Origin of the sequence: Mesorhizobium japonicum MAFF 303099 (genome assembly GCF_000009625.1) — a bacterium.
Classification (GTDB): domain Bacteria; phylum Pseudomonadota; class Alphaproteobacteria; order Rhizobiales; family Rhizobiaceae; genus Mesorhizobium; species Mesorhizobium japonicum.
Genome location: NC_002678.2, coordinates 6,041,961 through 6,060,022, shown reverse-complemented (window position 1 = coordinate 6,060,022; position 18,062 = coordinate 6,041,961). Strand labels below are relative to the sequence as shown.

Below are 18,062 nucleotides of genomic sequence, written 5' to 3'. Positions count from 1 at the left end.
TGACAGTGACACTAATTGGCCCTTCGGTGCTGTCAACAGACATCTGTGGGAACGGCGTTTGCCCGTAAGGGATTCCTGGCGAAAAACCTTCGCGGACAGAATTCATAGGATCATCAGATGGGACTTAAGACGGCTTGCCGACACCGCCGCGCTGCTGTATCGCCACCTCTGATGTTCACCTTGAGTGAAATAAATCCGCGAAGTCCGGGGGCGATATGGCTAAAGACAGTTCCAAGGCCGGGCTTGCCAGCGCCAAGCCGAAGCCCCAGCCAAAGGTCTCGGCCGACGGCAAGACCATCCGCGCACCGCTGACGCAGAACCCGCACGCCATCCGTGATACACGCGAGAAGGTGTTGGAGGTGGCCATCGGCCGCGAGGTGCGGGCGTTCCGCAAGAAGCTCGGCATCACCGTCGCCGATCTCGCCGTCGCCACCGACATTTCGCTGGGCATGCTGTCGAAGATCGAGAACGGCATAACCTCTCCGTCGCTGACCACGCTGCAGGCGCTGTCGCGGGCGCTCGGCGTTCCTGTCACCGCCTTCTTCCGTCGCTTCGAGGAGGAGCGCAGTGCTGTCTTCGTCAAGGCCGGCGAAGGGCTGGATGTCGAGCGCCGCGGCACGCGCGCCGGCCACCAGTACAATCTGCTCGGCCATATCGGGTCGAACACCAGCGGTGTCGTCGTCGAACCCTACCTGATCACGCTGACCGAAGATTCGGACGTGTTCCCGACCTTCCAGCATGAGGGCATGGAGTTCCTCTACATGCTTGAAGGCGAGGTCGTTTACCGGCACGGCAGCAACCTTTATCCGATGAAGCCCGGCGACAGCCTGTTCTTCGACGCCGATGCGCCGCATGGGCCGGAGCAGTTGACGAAGCTGCCGATGCGGTATCTGTCGATCATCTGCTATCCGCAGAACAGCGCGGGTTAATCAGGCCCAAACCCCGGGCTCGTCGCGCTCCCATCGTCCAACTTCGACAGCCATTCCACCAGCGTCGGCCGATAGCGCGTGAGGCCCTTGTAGGTGGCGAGTTCCTCGGGCAGATCGCGGATGACGCGGTGCAGGCGGCGCGCCCATTTCGGCTGCGTCACCAGCTCGTCCATCTTGATCAGGTAGCAGCGGATCGGGAAGACGATGCCGTTGGAGCGCGGCAGGCGCCAGAAGCTTTGCAGCTCGACGCGCAGATGCACCTTGTCGCCGACATTCTCCGGGGTCACCGTCGCGCGGTCCGGTCCCCATTTGTGGTAATTTTCCGGGCTGGTATCGAGGCGCGGATTGATGGTCATCGTCCAGTTGAGGCGCCGCGCCGGCTTGCCCTGCTGGATGTTGGTGAGGAATTTCAGCGCCCGCGTGAAAATGCCCTTCTCATGCGCCAGCGGCACCGGCGCGTGCCACTCGAAAAAATTCATGCCGATGTCGAAATCGAGCGACCAGTCGGCCTGGGTGGTGACCATGCCGGCATCCATCCACAGATTGCCGTCGCGCTGGTCGAGGATGCAGAAATCGCCCTGGCTCTGGCGGGTGATGTATTCCATCGGACCATAAGGCAGGGTCGAGGTGTCGCCGAAGGTGAAGGTGTCATCGATGCCAAGCGGCCGGTTGATCCAGCGCCAGCGGTCGCCGTCACGCGTCAGCGTGAAATGCTCGGGATAGCCAAGGGCCTGCTGTTCCATGAGCAGTTCGAGCAGATCCCAGCCGGCGAGCGTCATGTGCGGCAGCGACTGGCAGCGCAGCGGGTCCTCGGCGAGCACCAAAGCGCGGTCCTGCATCTCGGCGACATAGTGCTCGTCGACGTCGATCAGGTTCTCCAGCACGCTGCCCTTCGGCCCGACGACATGCGGCTCGATGTTGACCGCATACATGTAGGCATCTTCGTGGAACGGGAACGGAAACCGCCTGATGTGCTCGGGGCTGTTCCTGAAGGTGAAATCGTCGCGGAAGGTTTCCTTGCGAAAGGTGATGCCCATGATTTCCTCCTAGAGCGGGATGCCCGCTTTATCTATTTGTTTCAGCCGCATTTCTGCGACGCCAAGTGTATCCACTTGGCTGCAAAATGCTTCACCGCTCCAGCACCAGCGACCGGCCCTCGAAGCGCGACACGCACGGCATGATCTTGCAGCCGGAGCGATGGTCTTCCTCGCTCAGCCAGTGGTCGTTGTGGATGAACTTGCCGTCGTAAGAGATGACGTTGGTCTCGCACTGGCCACAGACGCCGCCGCGGCAGAGATAGGGCGGATCGACGCCGGCCGCCTCGATGGCTTCGAGCAGGCTCTGCTGTTCATCGACGCGGATGGTCTTGCCGCTGACCGCGAGCGTCACGTCGAAGGGCAGGCCGGGCTGGGGGGCCGCGAAATGCTCGAAATGCACGGCCTCCGATGGCCAGCCCAAGGCGGCCGCGCGGTCGCGCACCCAATTGATCATGCCGGCCGGGCCGCAGACATAGAGATGCGTGCCGAGCGGCTGCGTCGACAGCAATCGATCAAGATCGATGCGCTCGTCACGATCGTCATGGTAGAGCCTGATGCGCCTGTCGTAGCGCTCCCGCAGCACGTCGGCATAGGTGCCGAGCGAGGCGGTGCGGCAGGTATAGTGCAGTTCGAAATTGCCGCCCTCGCCCGCCAGTTGCGCTGTCTGCGCCATGAAGGGCGTGATGCCGATGCCGCCGGCCAGCATCAGATGTTTTTTGGCACGCAGGTCGAGCGAGAACAGATTGACGGGATAGCTGATCACCATCTCCAGGCCCGGCTTGACGGACCTGTGCATGAACAGCGAGCCGCCACGCCCGACATCGTCACGGCGCACCGAGATGGTGTATTCGCGTGTGTCGAGCGGGGAACCCATCAGCGAATAGGGATTGAGCCGGGTGCGGTCGCCGTCGCGCATCTCGACCACGACATGGGCACCGCCGGAAAAGGTCGGCAACAGCTCGCCGTCGCGCCGGCGGAAATGGAAGCGGGTGACCAGTTCGTTGACCGGGACGACATCGCTGACGACGACATCGAGTTTTGTGGTGCCGGTGCTCATGGGAAGGCCTCCTCCATTGGAGGAATCTCCGAGCGATCCTCGGCGTTGATGCAGACGCCCTGGAAAGCCGCCAGCCGCCTGGAATAGTGATCGCGCACAAGAAGCAGCAGGCCGCAATGCGAACAGGTGGCGGGCTGCGTCGTCACGTTCTCGGTGATGCCCTTGCAGTGCACACACTGCATGCGCCGCGCCAGCGAGCCGCGATGCTCTGTCTGCATGGAGGTGTGGTCGATGCCGGCTTCGAGCGCCACCTGCATGGCCTGGCCGATCAGGCCCTCGGTGCCAGCGAGGTAGAGGCGCAGGCCCATATGCGCATTGCCCAGCGTCTGCTTGAGGCGTGGCAGCAGGCTGGAGAAGGACGGCGCCTGATGGAACTGCGCCGGCTTCAGCGCTTCGAGGGCGGCGACATGCTTGCCTTCGCGGCCTGGGATGAAGACGATTTCCGCGCCGCCGAAGAAACCGGGCGGAGCCATCTTTGCCATATCAACGATCGCCAGCGCGCCTTCCGCATCGGCGATGAACAGATGATGCTTGCCGGGCTGCGGAGACAGGGCTCCATAAATAGGCCGGCTGATGATCGTCTTGGCTGCCATTCTCTCTCTGTGCCTTAAATCCCTCGCTGCTGATGATGCCTTAACCCTTGGCGGTGCGCTTGGTCTTTTTCGGATCATCGAACGGTAGTGGCTGCGCCGTCGCCTTGATCGAACCGCTCTTGTTGCGGATTTCGAGCTTGGTGTCCTTGACCGCACAGTCGACATCGAGACGGGCGATGCCCATCGATTTCTTGACCAGCTGCGAATACATGGCGCAGGTCACCACGCCGACCTTTTTGCCGTCGCGATAGACCGGCGCGCCCTCATCGGCCGGCTCCTTGCCGTCGAGCAGAACGCCAAAAATCTTGAAGCGCTCCTTGCCCTTCAGGCGATAGTGCTCCTCCGCGCCACGGAAGCCGGTCTTGCCGGGGCTGACGGTGAAGTCGAGGCCGAGTTCCCACAACGTGTCGCCGGGGCCTTCGTTCTCGAAGGGATATTTTTGCGAATTGTCGTAGGGGTAGAACAGCAGGTAGCTTTCGACACGCAGCATATCGAGTGTGGTGAAGCGGCAGGGAATGATGCCGGCGCTCTTGCCCTCGTCGAGGATCCTGTCCCAGATCGTGCCGGTATCCTGGCCGCGGCAGAAGATTTCGTAGCCGCGCTCGCCGGTGTAGCCGGTGCGCGAGATCATGACCGGGAAACCGAAGAGCTGCGTCTGCATGTGATGGAAATAGTTGAGATCGCGAATCCCCGGCACATGTTTGGCCAGATAGTCGACCGCGGTTGGTCCCTGCAGCGACAGATCGTGCAGATTGTCATCGAAGCGTAGCGAGACATCGCGGCCGATCGCGGCCCGCTGCAATTCCTCATGGCCGGTGCCGGAGCCATGCACGACCATCCAGCTGTTCGGGCCGGTGCGGTAGAGGATGCAGTCGTCGGTGAATTTTCCCGCCTCGTTCAGCATGCAGGCATAGGCCGATTTGCCGGGGTAGATCTTTTCGACATCGCGCGTCGTGGCGAGGTCGATGAGATGCGAGGCGTGCGGCCCTGTAATGTGAACCTTCTTTAGGCCCGACACATCCATTAGCCCGGCCTTGGTGCGGATGGCGATGTATTCTTCGTCGGCATCCTTGTCGTAGGTCCAGGCGGTGCCCATGCCGCTCCAGTCTTCGAGCTTCGAACCCAGCGCGCGATGGCGATCCGCCAGGGTCGAAAATCTCCAGGATGCCGTCATCCGCTCGTCCTCCGTTCAAAAATCCACTGTTCCCTGCTCCTTGACGCGGTGGCCGGAGCTTTGAGGCGAATATTGACCGCAAACGCGAGAGGGCCGCAATCCCCTGAAAGCAAATAATTTCATTGTCAGGCAAAATTCACCGTCTCAAGCAAACGGTTAACTCAACGTAAATTCGTCTTGACAATTGCCGGAAACGGCCTGAATTTATGAAAAAAATTTCACTCTCTTGAAAGAGAGCGACGCGCGGTGGATTCGGAACCGAGCGTCGAAAAAAGGGGACAACCGATGTCAGACCTGCAGCAGCGCATCGAGGCGCTGTACCGTTCCGATTTGCGCGGATCCGCGCTGCTGATCATCTGCTTGTGGGCGACGATCCTCTTCGTCCTCTTCATGACATGGCCCCACATCCCGCACGCCGGCATCAGGGCCGTCGTCGCGATTGCCGCTGCCGCCGTGCTGATCTTCAACACGGCCGCGATCCTGGCGATGGTCAAACACTACAAGGAAGACAAGGACTTCATCTACGGCCTCGACATCAAGAACGCCGACGCATCCCGCAACCGCCAGTCCTGAGGGGTACAAGAAATGTCCCGCTATACGCCGCCGGAGCAGAGCAAGGCCGGCCAGGTTTTCGATATCGTCGTCGTCGTTGTCGCCATCTTCGTGGCGCTGTGGCTGCCGCTGAAGCTTGGCCTTGCCGGAGCTGCCAAATCCATCGACGCGCTCGACGCCAAGACCTGGGAAGCGCTTGGCCAGAACCCGACCATGGCCTCGATCTGGGAAAGGCTCGGCTACACACCCGAGACCGCGCACGACATCATCCAGAACCGCTTCCACTATGTCATCGACTGGCCGACGCTGATCATTATGGCGGCGGTGCTGATCGGCTATTTCGTCTTCCTGTTCCGCGCATCCGACCGCGAATATCGCGACGTCATCAACGAAAAGTTCGACGACAAGTAAGAGTTCCGAAGACAAGCAATCGGGGGACGCACGATGTGGATTTCACTCTCTTACGCATGCTGGAGCATCTCGATCGTGCTCGCTTTGTGGATGCTCTACGACTGGTTCAAGGTCGACACGACCTATTCCGAGGACGTTCTGACCTCGTCGCGCGAAGGCGAGCTTGAAGCAGTTTCCGAAAAACACCGGATCTGAGTGGGGACTGACATGACGGCTGCGGTTGAAACGGCACAAACGACGACAATCCACGGCGACAGGGTCTCGCTGCTGCGGGTGCTCGGCCCGGCCCATGTCTGGGCGCTCGGCGTCGGCATCGTGCTGGTCGGCGAATTCACCGGCTGGAATTTCGCCGCCGACAAGGGCGGCGCGCTTGCCGCGCTGATCGTCTGCTGGGTGGTCGGATTGCTCTACACCTCGGTCGCGATGATCGATTCCGAAGTGACATCGACGGTCGCCGCCGCCGGCGGCCAGTATGCGCAGGCAAAGCACATTGTCGGGCCGCTGATGGCATTCAATGTCGCGTTGTTCCTGGTGTTTGCCTACACGATGCTTGAAGTGTCCGACGCCATCCTGCTTGGCGACACCATCGTCTCAAAGGCGGGCGTCGAAGGGCTCACCCACAATTCCTTCATCGCCGCCACCATCGTCGTGCTGGCCTGGCTCAACTATCGCGGCGTGCTGATGACGCTGAACGTCAACTTCGTCATCACCGCAATCGCCTATGTCTCGATCGTCATCCTGTTCTTCTCGGTCAGCCCGTGGACGCAGGGCGCCGTGCTGAAGCTCAACGAGCTGGTCACCCCCGAAAACGCCCTGCCCTATGGCTGGATCGGCGTCATTGCCGCCTTCCAGTTCGGCATCTGGTACTATCTCGGCATCGAGGGCACCACGCAGGCGGCCGAGGAAGTGCGCTCGCCGGCCCGCTCCCTGCCCTACGGAACCATGGCCGGCATGATCACGCTGCTGATCGCCGCCGCCATGACCTGGTATGTCTGTGCCTCGCTGATGCCCTGGGAATATCTCGGTATCACCTATTATCCGCTGTGGGACGCCGGCAAGCTGACCGGCAGCCCGCTGCTCGAGAACCTCTTGTTCATCGCGACGCTGCTGGCGGCATTGGCATCGGCCAATGGCTGCATCAACGACGCGGCGCGCGCATGGTTCTCGCTCGGCCGCGACCGTTATCTGCCGAGCTGGTTCTCGGCGGTGCATCCGAAATACCGCACGCCTTACCGCTCGATCCTGTTCCTGCTGCCGATTGCGCTCGCCTTCGCCTTCATCGCCGACCTCAACCAGGCAATCACCTTCTCGATCCTGTCGGGCGTGCTGCAATACACCTTCATGAGCATCAACATCATGATGTTCCGCAAGAAGTGGCCGCTCGACACGATCCGCCGCGGCTACACGCACCCGTTCCATCCGCTGCCGGCGATCGTGCTGTTCTGCCTATGCGTGGTGACCTTCTTCGCCATCTTCCTCGGTTTCGGCTCGCAGCTGATCGCAATGACCATCTTCTATTTCCTGATCTCGCTGTGGTTCCATTTCTACCGCTACAAATTCGTGCGGCGCGGCGACCAGTTCACCATGCCGTGGCCGAAACCGCAGGGCTATTGATGGGAGACGGCCCGCCCCGATCCCAGGCGGGCCGGACATGACAAAATGTCCGAAGTGACATCAGCGCTGCTCGCCGGGGCGATTGTCCTGGCTCTCGTCCTCCATCTTGCGTGGCTTGCGCACCGCAGCCGCAACAGGGCATTGGCTGCGCTCGCCGCCGACGAGGCCAGCATCCGCACCGTCGTCGCCGACGCCGCCGATGTTTCGGACGGCACCGCCGGCGTCATCACCTGGGAAGGCTCGTGGAACGGCCAGCGCGTTCAGTTGCGCACCATCGTCGATACGCTGGCGACACGAAAACTCCCGGCGCGCTGGCTCAGCGTTACGATCACCGAAAAGGTGGCCGTGCCAGCGACGTTCGACATGATGATGCGGCCGGGCTCGCCGACGACCTTCTCCAATTTCGATCACCTCCAGCATACGCTGCCGAAGGCTCCGGGATTTCCGGCTGAGGCGGTGCTGCGGACCGACCGCCGCGGCACACGTTTCCCGCAAGGTATCATCGCCGAACATCTGGAACCCTTTTCGGAAGGGCGCGCCAAGGAACTGCTGATCACGCCAAACGGCGCGCGCATCGTGTGGCTGCTGGCCGAGGCCGAACGGGCGCGCTACGGCGTTTTCCGGCAGGCCGCGTTCGCCGAGGCGCAGATCGATCCTGCGTTGATCGAGCGGCTGCTCGCCTCCCTCTCGGCGCTGCGCGACGCCATCAACAAAAGCGAACGGCAGGCCGCATGACCAGTTCGAACACGCAGCCGGCGCCGGTAAGCCCTTATCTCGTCCTGGGCTCGGCAATCGTGCTGCCGGCAAGCGGCCATGTCATCCTGGGCGTGCCGGTGCGTGGGCTGCAGTTTCTTTTCTTCATGGTGATCCTGGCTTGGGTAACCGCCAAGATCGCACCGCCCGACGCCAGCTTCATCGGCCGTCATGCCGGAGGCTTCCTGATCTATGCGCTGTCGATCCTCGACGCCTACAAGCTCGCCCGCATCCGCCATGCCCAATGGGTTCACAATGCCGCGCAGGGCAGTGATAATTCGCAAAGCGGCATCACGCCGCATACGTAACTACAGGAAAATTTTTTTCATATGATTGAATTCGAACGCCGCATTCGGTACATCATCTCTTAGCTGCAAAACGCCGGGAGGCTGACATGTGTGGAATTGTCGGACTGTTTTTAAAGGACAAGTCGCTGGAGCCCAAGCTCGGCGCAATGTTGTCGGAAATGCTTGTCTCGCTCAGCGATCGCGGCCCCGACAGCGCAGGCATCGCCATCTATGGCGCGCCTTCCAGGAATGAAGCCAAGATCACCATCCAGTCGGCGAAGCCCGCGAGCGATTTTCGCGACCTCGATATCGAGCTCGCCAAGGCCATCGGCGCGCCTGTGAGCATTGCGGTGAAGTCGACCCATGCCGTCGTCAGGACTGCGCCGGCCAAGATCGACGAAGCCCGCGAGGCGATGCAGACGCTGCGCCCCGACATCCGCATCATGGGCGCCGGCGACGTGGTCGAGATCTACAAGGAAGTCGGACTGCCGGAGGCGGTTGTCGATCGCTTCGACGTCCGCAAGATGACCGGCACGCATGGCATCGGCCACACCCGCATGGCAACGGAATCGGCGGTGACGACGATGGGCGCGCATCCGTTCTCGACCGGCGCCGATCAATGCCTGGTGCACAATGGCTCACTCTCCAACCACAACAATGTCCGCCGCGAGCTGATCCGCGAGGGCATGAAATTCGAGACCGAGAACGATACCGAGGTCGCCGCCGCCTATCTCTCGTCCCAGATGGCGCATGGCAAGAACCTCGGCGAGGCGCTGGAAGGCACGCTTTCGGACCTCGACGGCTTCTTCACCTTCGTCGTCGGCACCAAGAACGGCTTTGGCGTCGTCCGCGACCCGATCGCCTGCAAGCCCGCCGTCATGGCCGAAACCGACCAGTATGTCGCCTTCGGCTCGGAATATCGCGCTCTGACCAAACTGCCCGGCATAGACAATGCGAGGGTCTGGGAACCGGAACCCGCAACCGTCTATTTCTGGGAGCATTGAGTTCATGCCGGCAACCAAACTTTCAAAGGCGGCGACGCACGACCAGGCCTCGCGAATCTTCGATCTCGATGTGTCGTCGCTGCGCGAGCTCAACCAGGCGCTGCACAATCTGACGCCCGGTTCCAACGAAACGGCATGGGAAGTGCTGCACCCGAAGGGCAGCCATTCGGTCGCCGTCGGCGTCGACCAGCCCGTCAGCATCGATGTGCGCGGCAGCGTCGGCTATTACTGCGGCGGCATGAATTCCGGCAGCACAATCACCGTGCACGGTTCGGCCGGACCCGGCGTCGGCGAGAACATGATGTCGGGTTCTATCATCGTGAAAGGCGACGCCAGCCAGTATGCCGGAGCCACCGGCAAGGGCGGCCTGCTGGTCATCGAGGGAAATGCCTCGTCGCGCTGCGGCATTTCGATGAAAGGCATCGATATCGTCGTGCATGGCAATATCGGCCACATGTCGGCCTTCATGGCGCAGTCCGGCAATCTGGTGGTGCTAGGCGATGCCGGCGATGCGCTCGGCGATTCCATCTACGAGGCGCGGCTGTTCGTGCGCGGCAATGTCGACAGCCTGGGTGCCGACTGCATCGCCAAGGAGATGCGGGCCGAACACCTGGAACTGCTGCAGGGCCTGCTCGACCGCGCCGGTGTCACCGGCGTCAAGCCGTCGGAGTTCAAGCGCTACGGCTCGGCGCGCACCCTCTACAATTTCAATATCGACAACGCCGACGCGTATTGAGGCAGCATGACCTATCGCAACCCGCCGACGACGCCGCGCAAATCCGCGACCTTCGACGACTACACGCTTTCCGAAATCCGCCGCGCCGCGGCGACCGGCATCTACGATATCCGGGGCGCCGGCGCCAAGCGCAAGCTGCCGCATTTCGACGACCTGCTATTCCTCGGCGCCTCGATCTCGCGCTATCCGCTCGAAGGCTATCGCGAGCGCTGCGACACATCGGTGGTGCTCGGCTCGCGCCACGCCAAGAAGCCGATCGAATTGAAGATCCCGATCACCATTGCCGGCATGAGCTTTGGTTCGCTGTCCGGCCCGGCCAAGGAAGCGCTCGGCCGTGGCGCGACGCTGTCGGGCACCTCGACCACGACCGGCGATGGCGGCATGACCGAGGAAGAGCGCGGCCATTCCAAGCAGCTGGTCTACCAATATCTGCCCTCGCGCTACGGCATGAATTTGCGCGACCTGCGCCGCGCCGATGCGATCGAAGTGGTCGTCGGCCAGGGCGCCAAGCCGGGCGGCGGCGGCATGCTGCTTGGCCAGAAGATTTCCGACCGCGTTGCCGAGATGCGTACCCTGCCGAAAGGCATCGACCAGCGCTCCGCCTCGCGCCATCCCGACTGGACCGGCCCGGACGATCTCGAGATCAAGATCCTCGAGCTGCGCGAGATCACCGACTGGGAGAAGCCGATCTACGTCAAGGTCGGCGGCGCCCGCCCCTATTACGACACCGCCCTTGCGGTGAAGGCCGGGGCCGATGTCGTCGTCGTCGACGGCATGCAGGGCGGCACGGCGGCAACGCAGGAAGTGTTCATCGAGAATGTCGGTCAGCCGACGCTCGCCTGCATCAGGCCGGCGGTACAAGCGCTGCAGGATCTCGGCATGCACCGCAAGGTGCAGCTGATCGTCTCGGGCGGCATCCGCAATGGCGCCGATGTCGCCAAGGCGCTGGCGCTCGGCGTCGACGCGGTCTCCATCGGCACGGCGGCGCTCGTCGCGCTCGGCGACAACGATCCCCGCTGGGAGGCGGAGTATAACGAGCTCGGCACCACTGCCGGCGCCTATGATGACTGGCACGAGGGACGCGACCCTGCCGGCATCACCACGCAGGACCCGGAGCTGATGAAGCGGGTCGATCCGGTGGCTGCTGGACGGCGACTGGCCAACTATCTGAAGGTGATGACGCTCGAGGCGCAGACAATCGCACGCGCCTGCGGCAAGAACAGCCTGCACAATCTCGAACCCGAGGATCTCGTCGCGCTCACCATCGAAGCCGCCGCCATGGCCGGCGTGCCGCTCGCCGGCACCAACTGGATACCGGGGAAGAACGGCTTCTAAAACAGCATCCAAAATACCATAAGCGAGGAACTATAATGGGGAACGATCTCGCCGCTTTCGCCAAAAAGAACGGCGTCAAATATTTCATGATTTCCTACACCGACCTGTTCGGTGGGCAACGCGCCAAGCTGGTGCCGGCACAGGCAATCGCCGACATGCAGAAGGATGGCGCCGGCTTTGCCGGCTTCGCCACCTGGCTTGATCTCACGCCGGCGCATCCCGACATGCTGGCGGTGCCCGATCCGGACTCGGTCATCCAGCTGCCATGGAAAAAGGAGGTGGCCTGGGTCGCCGCCAACTGCATCATGGACGACAAGGAGGTCGACCAGACGCCGCGCAACACGCTGAGGCGGCTGATCGCCGAAGCCGCCGGCGACGGCATGCATGTCAAGACCGGCGTCGAGGCCGAGTTCTTCCTGATCTCGCCGGACGGCAGCGTCATCTCTGACCAATACGACACGGCCTCAAAGCCCTGTTACGACCAGCAGGCGGTGATGCGCCGCTACGACGTCATCGCCGAGATCTGCGACCACATGCTGGCGCTCGGCTGGGGGCCCTATCAGAATGACCATGAAGACGCCAACGGCCAGTTCGAGATGAACTGGGCCTTCGACGACGTGCTCGCCACCGCCGACAAGCACTCCTTCTTCAAGTTCATGGTCAAGTCGGTGGCCGAGAAGCACGGCCTGCGCGCCACCTTCATGCCGAAACCCTTCCAGGGCCTGACCGGCAATGGCTGCCATGCCCACATCTCGGTGTGGGACGAGACGGGCAAGACCAATGTCTTCGCCGACAATTCGATGGAGCTCGGCCTGTCGGCCAAGGGCAAGAACTTCCTCGGTGGCATCATGAAGCATGCCTCCGCGCTAGCCGCGATCACCAACCCGACGGTCAATTCCTACAAGCGCATCAACGCGCCGCGCACGATTTCAGGCGCGACCTGGGCGCCGAACACGGTGACCTGGACCGGCAACAACCGCACTCACATGGTGCGCGTGCCCGGCCCCGGCCGCTTCGAGCTGCGCCTGCCCGACGGTGCTGCAAACCCCTACCTCTTGCAGGCGGTGATCATTGCCGCCGGCCTCGACGGCATCCGCTCGAAGGCCGATCCCGGCAAGCGCTACGACATCGACATGTACCAGCACGGACACACGGTGAAGGGCGCGCCGAAACTGCCGCTCAACCTGCTCGACGCACTGCGCGAGTTCGACAAGGACAAATCGCTCAAGGCGGCGCTGGGTGAGGAATTCTCGTCGGCCTACCTAAAGCTGAAGCACCAGGAATGGAATTCCTATGCTTCGCACTTCACGCAATGGGAGCGCGACCACACGCTGGACATATAACCGTCCTGCCGGTGCGAGCGACCTCGGAATGAACTGATGAAATACTCGATCTTCTCGCTCGCCCGCGCCGCCCTTTCCGGCCACAAGAACTGGCAGCGCACCTGGCGCGACGCCACGCCGAAGGACCGCTACGACGTGGTGATCATCGGCGGCGGCGGCCATGGCCTGGCCACCGCCTGGTTCCTCGCCAGCGAATACGGCATCAGGAACGTCGCCGTGCTGGAAAAGGGCTGGATCGGCTCCGGCAATGCCGGCCGCAACACCACCATCATCCGCTCCAATTACGGCCTGCCCGGCAATACCGGCTTCTACGAATTGTCGATGAAGCTGTGGGAGCGGATGGAGCAGGACCTCAACTACAATGCGATGGTCAGCCAGCGCGGCGTCATCAACCTCTACCATTCCGACGCGCAGCGCGACGCCTATGCGCGGCGCGGCAACACCATGCGCATCAACGGCATCGATGCCGAGTTGCTCGACCTCGCGGCGGTGAAGAAGATGATGCCGTTCCTGAATTTCGACAATGCGCGCTTTCCCGTGCAAGGCGGGCTGTTGCAGCGGCGCGGCGGCACGGCGCGGCACGATGCCGTCGTCTGGGGCTATGCGCATGCTGCGAGCGAGCTCGGCGTCGACATCATCCAGAATTGCGAGGTGACCGGCTTTGTCAGGGACGCCAACGGCAAGGTGACCGGCGTCGAAACCTCGCGCGGCAGGATCGGCGCCGGCAAGGTCGGCATGGCGGTCGCCGGCTCCTCGTCGCGCGTCGCTGATATGGCGGGCCTGCGCCTGCCGATCGAAAGCCATGTGCTGCAGGCCTTCGTCTCCGAGGCGATCAAGCCGTTGATTCCCAATGTGATGACCTTCGGCGCCGGCCATTTCTATGTCAGCCAGTCGGACAAGGGCGGCCTTGTCTTCGGCGGCGATATTGATGGCTACAATTCCTACGCTCAGCGCGGCAATCTGCCTGTGATGGAGGATGTCTGCGAGGGCGGCATGGCGCTGATGCCGATGATCGGCCGCGTGCGTCTATTGCGCCAGTGGGGCGGCATCATGGACATGTCCATGGACGGCTCGCCGATCATCGACAAGACGCCGGTCGACGGCCTCTATCTCAACGCCGGCTGGTGCTATGGCGGCTTCAAGGCGACGCCTGGCTCAGGCTTCGTCTTTGCACATCTTCTGGCGCGCGACACGCCGCATGAGGAGGCTGCACGGTTCCGCCTCGACCGCTTCCGGACTGGCGCCATGATCGACGAAAAGGGCCAGGGCGCCCAACCGAACCTGCACTGAGGACGGCCAGAAAATCATGCGCATTGTCTGTCCCTTCTGCGGCGAACGCGAACTTGGCGAGTTCACCTATCTCGGCGACGCCAAACCGGTGCGACCCGCCGCGGATGCCGGCGAAGAAGCCGTCTACGACTATGTCTATCTGCGCGACAATGTCGCCGGCGTGATGAGCGAGAACTGGTATCACGGCGGCGGCTGCCGGGCGTGGCTGAAGGTCACCCGCAACACGCTGACGCATGAGATTTCGGCGATCGAACCGGCTGCGGGCGCCGGTGCGGCGAAGGTTGGCGCGTGATGGCCGGCGCGCAGACAAACCGGCTCGACAAGGGCGGCCTCGTCGACCGCTCGGCGCCGCTGAATTTCCGCTTCGACGGCAAGAGCTTTTCCGGCTTCGAGGGTGACACGCTGGCGTCGGCGCTGGTTGCCAATGGCGTCAAGCTGGTCGGGCGCTCGTTCAAATATCATCGTCCGCGCGGCATCCTGACAGCAGGCTCGGAAGAACCGAACGCGCTGGTCGAACTGCGCACCGGCGCCCGGCGCGAGCCGAACACCAAGGCGACGACGGCCGAGCTTTATGAAGGGCTCGAGGCCGCCAGCCAGAACCGCTGGCCGTCGCTGCGCTACGATGTGATGTCGGTGAACCAGCTGTTCGCGCCGATCTTCGTTGCCGGCTTCTACTACAAGACCTTCATGTGGCCGGCGAAATTCTGGGAAGCGATCTACGAACCGGCGATCCGCCGCGCCGCCGGTCTCGGCCGCGCTTCAGGCGTCGCCGATCCCGATCATTACGACAAGGCCTGGGCGCATTGCGATGTGCTGATCGCCGGCTCCGGCCCAGCCGGTCTGGCGGCAGCATTGGCCGCCGGCCGCGGCGGCGCCCGCGTCGTCCTGTGCGAAGAGGATTTTGCGTTCGGCGGCCGCCTGCTGTCGGATGGCGGCACGATCGATGGCCTGCCGGCCACCGAATGGTTGTCGCGGACGCTGGCTGAGCTGACGGCAATGCCCGATGTCCGCATCATGGCCCGCACGACGCTGTTCGGCGTCTATGACGGCGGCACCTATGGCGCGCTGGAGCGGGTCAACGACCACCTGCCCTCGCCGCCCGAACATCAGGTGCGCCAGCGGATGTGGCGCATCGTGGCCAAGCGTTGCGTGGTCGCGGCCGGCGCCCTTGAGCGGCCGATCGTTTTCGCCGGCAACGACACGCCTGGCGTGATGATGGCGTCGGCGATGCGAACCTATGTCGGGCGCTATGCCGCCGCCCCTGCGAAGCGCATCGCGCTGTTCACCAACAACGAGGATGGCTGGCGCACGGTCGAGACCGCACTCGGTGCCGGACTGCAGGTCGCAGCGGTGATCGACGCGCGGCCAGACGTTTCGCCGGCACATCGCTCACTGGCGGCCAAGAATGGTTTCACGGTGCTGCATGGCGCCGTCAGCGGCGTCAACGGCGGCAAGGATGGCGTCAGGAAAATCGCGGTGTCGCTCACCGGCGGCGCGCGCGCCGAGGTCGAGGCCGACGGGCTTGCGGTTTCCGGCGGCTGGAACCCGGCGGTCGGGCTCACCTCCTATCATCGCGGCCGGCCGAAATGGCGTGACGACATCGCAGCGTTCGTGCCCGACGGCGCGCCTCCCGGCATGGTCGCAGCGGGCGCCGCCAACGGTGCCTTCGGCCTTGGCGCCTGCCTGGCTGAGGGGTTTGACGCCGGTGCGACAGCCGCGCGGGATGTCGGGCGCAACGGCACGGTCGGCTCAGCGCCATCCGCCAATGACAAGGCTTTCTCGCTCAGCCCGCTCTGGCATGTTGCCGGCAAGGGCAAGGCTTTCGTCGACCACCAGCACGATGTCACCGCCTCCGACATCGAACTGGCGCAGCGCGAGGGTTTTGAATCGGTCGAGCATCTGAAGCGCTACACGACGCTCGGCATGGCGACCGACCAGGGCAAGACGTCCAACGTCGCCGGCCTCGCCATCATGGCGGCGGTCACCGGCAAGTCCATTCCAGAGACCGGCACCACCATCTACCGGCCGCCTTACGTGCCGGTCGCCATCGGCGCCTTTGCCGGCCACCATCGCGACGAGACTTTCCATGCGACGCGGCTGACGCCATCGCATCACTGGGCGAAAGAACAGGGCGCTGTTTTCGTCGACACAGGACTCTGGAAGCGGGCGCAGTGGTACCCCCGCGCGGGCGAGAAGGACTGGCTGGAATCGGTGACGCGCGAGGTCAAGTCCGTGCGAAGCGGCGTCGGCTTCTGCGATGTCTCGACGCTCGGCAAGATCGACGTGCACGGCCCGGATGCCGGCGCCTTCCTCGACCGCGTATACATCAACACCTTCTCCAACCTCGCCGTCGGCAAGGCGCGCTACGGGCTGATGCTGCGCGAGGACGGCATCGTCTACGATGACGGCACGACGTCGCGCCTAGCCGAGGATCATTATTTCCTCACCACCACCACGGCCAAGGCCGGACTGGTGATGCAGCATCTCGAATTCTGCCGGCAGGTGCTGTTTCCCGAACTCGACGTGCAACTGACCTCCGTCTCCGACCAGTGGGCACAATTCTCGATCGCCGGCCCCAAAACCCGCGATCTGCTGAAGGAGATCGTCGACCCGGCGGAGGACCTGTCCAACGAAGGTTTTCCGTTCATGGGCGCGCGGGAAGTCGCCTTGCGCGGCGGCATCAAGGCGCGGCTGTTCCGCATCTCCTTCTCCGGCGAGATGGCGTTCGAGATTTCGGTGCCGGCACGCTATGGCGAGGCCATGGCAGGCAATCTTATGCTGGCCGGCAAACCGTTCGGCGTCACGCCTTACGGCACCGAGGCGCTTGGCGTGATGCGCATTGAAAAGGGCCACATAGCCGGACCGGAACTGAGCGGCACGACGACGGCCGCCGATCTTGGCCTCGGCAAGATGATGTCGACCAAGAAGGATTTTATCGGCCGCGTCATGGCCGGCCGCGAGGCGCTGGTCGCGCCGGACCGGCAGGTCGTCGTCGGCGTCAAGCCGACGGACAGAGCGCGCCGGCTGCGCTCGGGCGCGCACATTATCCCGAAAGGGCAGACGCCCGGACCCGGCAACGACCAGGGCTATGTCACCTCGGTCTGCTTCTCGCCGACGTCAGGCCAGTGGATCGGGCTGGCCCTTGTCGAACGCGGCCGCGAACGCATCGGCGAGATCGTCCATGCGCATGACCCGATACGCGGCGAGGACTATGACGTCGAACTCTGCAATCCCGTCTTCTACGATCCGGATGGAGGGCGCCAGCGTGGCTGAGTTTTCCTGGGATGTCCGCAGCCCCCTCGATCGCGCGCTCGCGGTGGGGCGGTATGGTGCGCATGGCGATGCCGGCGTGACGCTGACCGAGATCCGCAATTTCGACCTCGTCCAGGTGATGGCGCGGCGCGGCAAGGCGGCGGAGATGGCCAAGGCTGCCAAGGGCAGGTTTAGTGTTGCGGCTCCGGAAACGCCAAAGGCAGTCGGCACGCAGGACGCAACATTGATCTGGTCGGGACCTGATCAGTTTTTTGTCCTGTCACAGGGTGGCAAGCACGCGATGGCCGCGCTCGCTTCTTCCTTTGCCGGTTCGGCTTCACTCTCCGACCAATCGCATGCGCGGGTGCTGATCAGCATCTCAGGCGCTAAGGCGCGGGCGATGTTGGCCAAGCTGTCGTCGATCGATCTGCATGCGGATGCGTTCGCGATTGGCGCGGCTGCTGCGACTTCGATGGACCACACCAGCGTCACGCTCTGGCGTGGCGCTGACCGAGATGGATCGGCCGTGTTCAACGTTCTAGTGTTTGCGACCTTCGCCGAGAGCCTGTGGCACACGATGCTGGACTCGGCCGCGGAGTATGGTGTGGTTATCGGGCATTCCGAGGACTTGGCGTAGCCTAGCGCGCGCTCTTCCCTTCTCCCACAAGGGGAGAAGGGGAGCTTGTGCCACCTTC

Annotated in this window: 19 protein-coding genes; 15 read left to right on the top strand and 4 right to left on the bottom strand. The window is 63.2% G+C overall.

Annotated features, from left to right (window positions below):
• Window positions 1-215: 215 nt before the first annotated feature.
• On the top strand, window positions 216-929 hold the full coding sequence (locus MAFF_RS29905; protein WP_032929302.1) for a helix-turn-helix domain-containing protein: 714 nt from the start codon (window positions 216-218) through the stop codon (window positions 927-929).
• Here the strand turns inward: MAFF_RS29905 and MAFF_RS29900 are convergent.
• The 4 genes from MAFF_RS29900 to MAFF_RS29885 form a co-directional block, all read right to left on the bottom strand.
• The gene (locus tag MAFF_RS29900) at window positions 926-1,966 is read right to left on the bottom strand and encodes a heme-dependent oxidative N-demethylase family protein (protein ID WP_010914762.1); all 1,041 of its coding nucleotides are present in this window, start codon (window positions 1,964-1,966) and stop codon (window positions 926-928) included. The genes MAFF_RS29905 and MAFF_RS29900 overlap by 4 nt on opposite strands.
• 91 nt (window positions 1,967-2,057) lie before the next feature.
• Window positions 2,058-3,023, bottom strand: coding sequence for a PDR/VanB family oxidoreductase (locus MAFF_RS29895; RefSeq protein WP_010914761.1), 966 nt, complete (start codon window positions 3,021-3,023; stop codon window positions 2,058-2,060).
• Window positions 3,020-3,616: a dimethylamine monooxygenase subunit DmmA family protein gene (locus MAFF_RS29890; RefSeq protein ID WP_044549678.1), complete on the bottom strand. Its 597-nt coding sequence runs from the start codon at window positions 3,614-3,616 to the stop codon at window positions 3,020-3,022. Before MAFF_RS29890 ends, MAFF_RS29895 begins: the two co-directional genes overlap by 4 nt.
• 40 nt (window positions 3,617-3,656) lie before the next feature.
• Window positions 3,657-4,790 carry an aminomethyltransferase family protein gene (locus tag MAFF_RS29885; protein WP_010914759.1) on the bottom strand — a complete coding sequence of 378 codons (1,134 nt, stop codon included), beginning with the start codon at window positions 4,788-4,790 and terminating at the stop codon, window positions 3,657-3,659.
• A 285-nt stretch (window positions 4,791-5,075) separates the two neighbouring features.
• Between MAFF_RS29885 and MAFF_RS29880 the strand changes: the two genes are divergently transcribed.
• From MAFF_RS29880 to MAFF_RS29815, 14 genes are all read left to right on the top strand, one after another.
• Window positions 5,076-5,363 carry a hypothetical protein gene (locus tag MAFF_RS29880; RefSeq protein WP_032929298.1) on the top strand — a complete coding sequence of 96 codons (288 nt, stop codon included), beginning with the start codon at window positions 5,076-5,078 and terminating at the stop codon, window positions 5,361-5,363.
• A gap of 12 nt (window positions 5,364-5,375) precedes the next feature.
• A complete protein-coding gene (locus MAFF_RS29875) occupies window positions 5,376-5,753 on the top strand; it encodes a hypothetical protein (protein ID WP_010914757.1) in 378 nt (125 codons plus the stop codon).
• Window positions 5,754-5,786: 33 nt separating this feature from the next.
• Window positions 5,787-5,948, top strand: a complete 162-nt coding sequence (locus MAFF_RS40150) for a hypothetical protein (protein WP_010914756.1) — start codon at window positions 5,787-5,789, stop codon at window positions 5,946-5,948.
• A 12-nt stretch (window positions 5,949-5,960) separates the two neighbouring features.
• Window positions 5,961-7,367 (top strand): APC family permease, encoded by a 1,407-nt coding sequence (locus MAFF_RS29865; protein ID WP_032929297.1) that lies wholly within the window; start codon window positions 5,961-5,963, stop codon window positions 7,365-7,367.
• A gap of 45 nt (window positions 7,368-7,412) precedes the next feature.
• The gene (locus MAFF_RS29860; RefSeq protein WP_010914754.1) at window positions 7,413-8,102 is read left to right on the top strand and encodes a hypothetical protein; all 690 of its coding nucleotides are present in this window, start codon (window positions 7,413-7,415) and stop codon (window positions 8,100-8,102) included.
• On the top strand, window positions 8,099-8,428 hold the full coding sequence (locus tag MAFF_RS29855) for a hypothetical protein (RefSeq protein ID WP_010914753.1): 330 nt from the start codon (window positions 8,099-8,101) through the stop codon (window positions 8,426-8,428). Before MAFF_RS29860 ends, MAFF_RS29855 begins: the two co-directional genes overlap by 4 nt.
• An 86-nt stretch (window positions 8,429-8,514) precedes the next feature.
• Window positions 8,515-9,411 (top strand): class II glutamine amidotransferase, encoded by an 897-nt coding sequence (locus tag MAFF_RS29850; protein WP_010914752.1) that lies wholly within the window; start codon window positions 8,515-8,517, stop codon window positions 9,409-9,411.
• A 4-nt stretch (window positions 9,412-9,415) separates the two neighbouring features.
• Window positions 9,416-10,147, top strand: coding sequence for a GXGXG domain-containing protein (locus tag MAFF_RS29845; protein WP_044549673.1), 732 nt, complete (start codon window positions 9,416-9,418; stop codon window positions 10,145-10,147).
• 6 nt (window positions 10,148-10,153) lie between these two features.
• Window positions 10,154-11,482: an FMN-binding glutamate synthase family protein gene (locus MAFF_RS29840; RefSeq protein WP_010914750.1), complete on the top strand. Its 1,329-nt coding sequence runs from the start codon at window positions 10,154-10,156 to the stop codon at window positions 11,480-11,482.
• A gap of 35 nt (window positions 11,483-11,517) precedes the next feature.
• Entirely contained in the window at window positions 11,518-12,825 is a 1,308-nt protein-coding gene (gene glnT / locus MAFF_RS29835; RefSeq protein WP_010914749.1) for a type III glutamate--ammonia ligase, read from the top strand.
• A gap of 36 nt (window positions 12,826-12,861) precedes the next feature.
• Window positions 12,862-14,115 carry a sarcosine oxidase subunit beta family protein gene (locus MAFF_RS29830; protein ID WP_010914748.1) on the top strand — a complete coding sequence of 418 codons (1,254 nt, stop codon included), beginning with the start codon at window positions 12,862-12,864 and terminating at the stop codon, window positions 14,113-14,115.
• A 16-nt stretch (window positions 14,116-14,131) separates the two neighbouring features.
• Window positions 14,132-14,407: a sarcosine oxidase subunit delta gene (locus MAFF_RS29825; protein WP_010914747.1), complete on the top strand. Its 276-nt coding sequence runs from the start codon at window positions 14,132-14,134 to the stop codon at window positions 14,405-14,407.
• Window positions 14,407-17,388 (top strand): sarcosine oxidase subunit alpha, encoded by a 2,982-nt coding sequence (locus MAFF_RS29820; RefSeq protein WP_010914746.1) that lies wholly within the window; start codon window positions 14,407-14,409, stop codon window positions 17,386-17,388. Before MAFF_RS29825 ends, MAFF_RS29820 begins: the two co-directional genes overlap by 1 nt.
• Complete coding sequence (locus tag MAFF_RS29815) at window positions 17,366-18,004, top strand: sarcosine oxidase subunit gamma (RefSeq protein ID WP_162034366.1); 639 nt, start codon at window positions 17,366-17,368, stop codon at window positions 18,002-18,004. The genes MAFF_RS29820 and MAFF_RS29815 overlap by 23 nt, the downstream gene beginning before the upstream one ends.
• Window positions 18,005-18,062 lie beyond the last annotated feature (58 nt).

Coding starts and splice junctions, on each gene's coding strand:
- MAFF_RS29815 (WP_162034366.1), top strand. CDS start 17,366: ATGGAGGGCGCCAGCGTGGCTGAGTTTTCCTGGGATGTCCGCAGCCCC.
- MAFF_RS29890 (WP_044549678.1), bottom strand. CDS start 3,616: ATGGCAGCCAAGACGATCATCAGCCGGCCTATTTATGGAGCCCTGTCT.
- MAFF_RS29905 (WP_032929302.1), top strand. CDS start 216: ATGGCTAAAGACAGTTCCAAGGCCGGGCTTGCCAGCGCCAAGCCGAAG.
- MAFF_RS29845 (WP_044549673.1), top strand. CDS start 9,416: ATGCCGGCAACCAAACTTTCAAAGGCGGCGACGCACGACCAGGCCTCG.
- MAFF_RS29880 (WP_032929298.1), top strand. CDS start 5,076: ATGTCAGACCTGCAGCAGCGCATCGAGGCGCTGTACCGTTCCGATTTG.
- glnT (WP_010914749.1), top strand. CDS start 11,518: ATGGGGAACGATCTCGCCGCTTTCGCCAAAAAGAACGGCGTCAAATAT.
- MAFF_RS29860 (WP_010914754.1), top strand. CDS start 7,413: ATGTCCGAAGTGACATCAGCGCTGCTCGCCGGGGCGATTGTCCTGGCT.
- MAFF_RS29850 (WP_010914752.1), top strand. CDS start 8,515: ATGTGTGGAATTGTCGGACTGTTTTTAAAGGACAAGTCGCTGGAGCCC.
- MAFF_RS29865 (WP_032929297.1), top strand. CDS start 5,961: ATGACGGCTGCGGTTGAAACGGCACAAACGACGACAATCCACGGCGAC.
- MAFF_RS29855 (WP_010914753.1), top strand. CDS start 8,099: ATGACCAGTTCGAACACGCAGCCGGCGCCGGTAAGCCCTTATCTCGTC.
- MAFF_RS29885 (WP_010914759.1), bottom strand. CDS start 4,790: ATGACGGCATCCTGGAGATTTTCGACCCTGGCGGATCGCCATCGCGCG.
- MAFF_RS29900 (WP_010914762.1), bottom strand. CDS start 1,966: ATGGGCATCACCTTTCGCAAGGAAACCTTCCGCGACGATTTCACCTTC.
- MAFF_RS29825 (WP_010914747.1), top strand. CDS start 14,132: ATGCGCATTGTCTGTCCCTTCTGCGGCGAACGCGAACTTGGCGAGTTC.
- MAFF_RS29895 (WP_010914761.1), bottom strand. CDS start 3,023: ATGAGCACCGGCACCACAAAACTCGATGTCGTCGTCAGCGATGTCGTC.
- MAFF_RS29830 (WP_010914748.1), top strand. CDS start 12,862: ATGAAATACTCGATCTTCTCGCTCGCCCGCGCCGCCCTTTCCGGCCAC.
- MAFF_RS29875 (WP_010914757.1), top strand. CDS start 5,376: ATGTCCCGCTATACGCCGCCGGAGCAGAGCAAGGCCGGCCAGGTTTTC.
- MAFF_RS29840 (WP_010914750.1), top strand. CDS start 10,154: ATGACCTATCGCAACCCGCCGACGACGCCGCGCAAATCCGCGACCTTC.
- MAFF_RS40150 (WP_010914756.1), top strand. CDS start 5,787: ATGTGGATTTCACTCTCTTACGCATGCTGGAGCATCTCGATCGTGCTC.
- MAFF_RS29820 (WP_010914746.1), top strand. CDS start 14,407: ATGGCCGGCGCGCAGACAAACCGGCTCGACAAGGGCGGCCTCGTCGAC.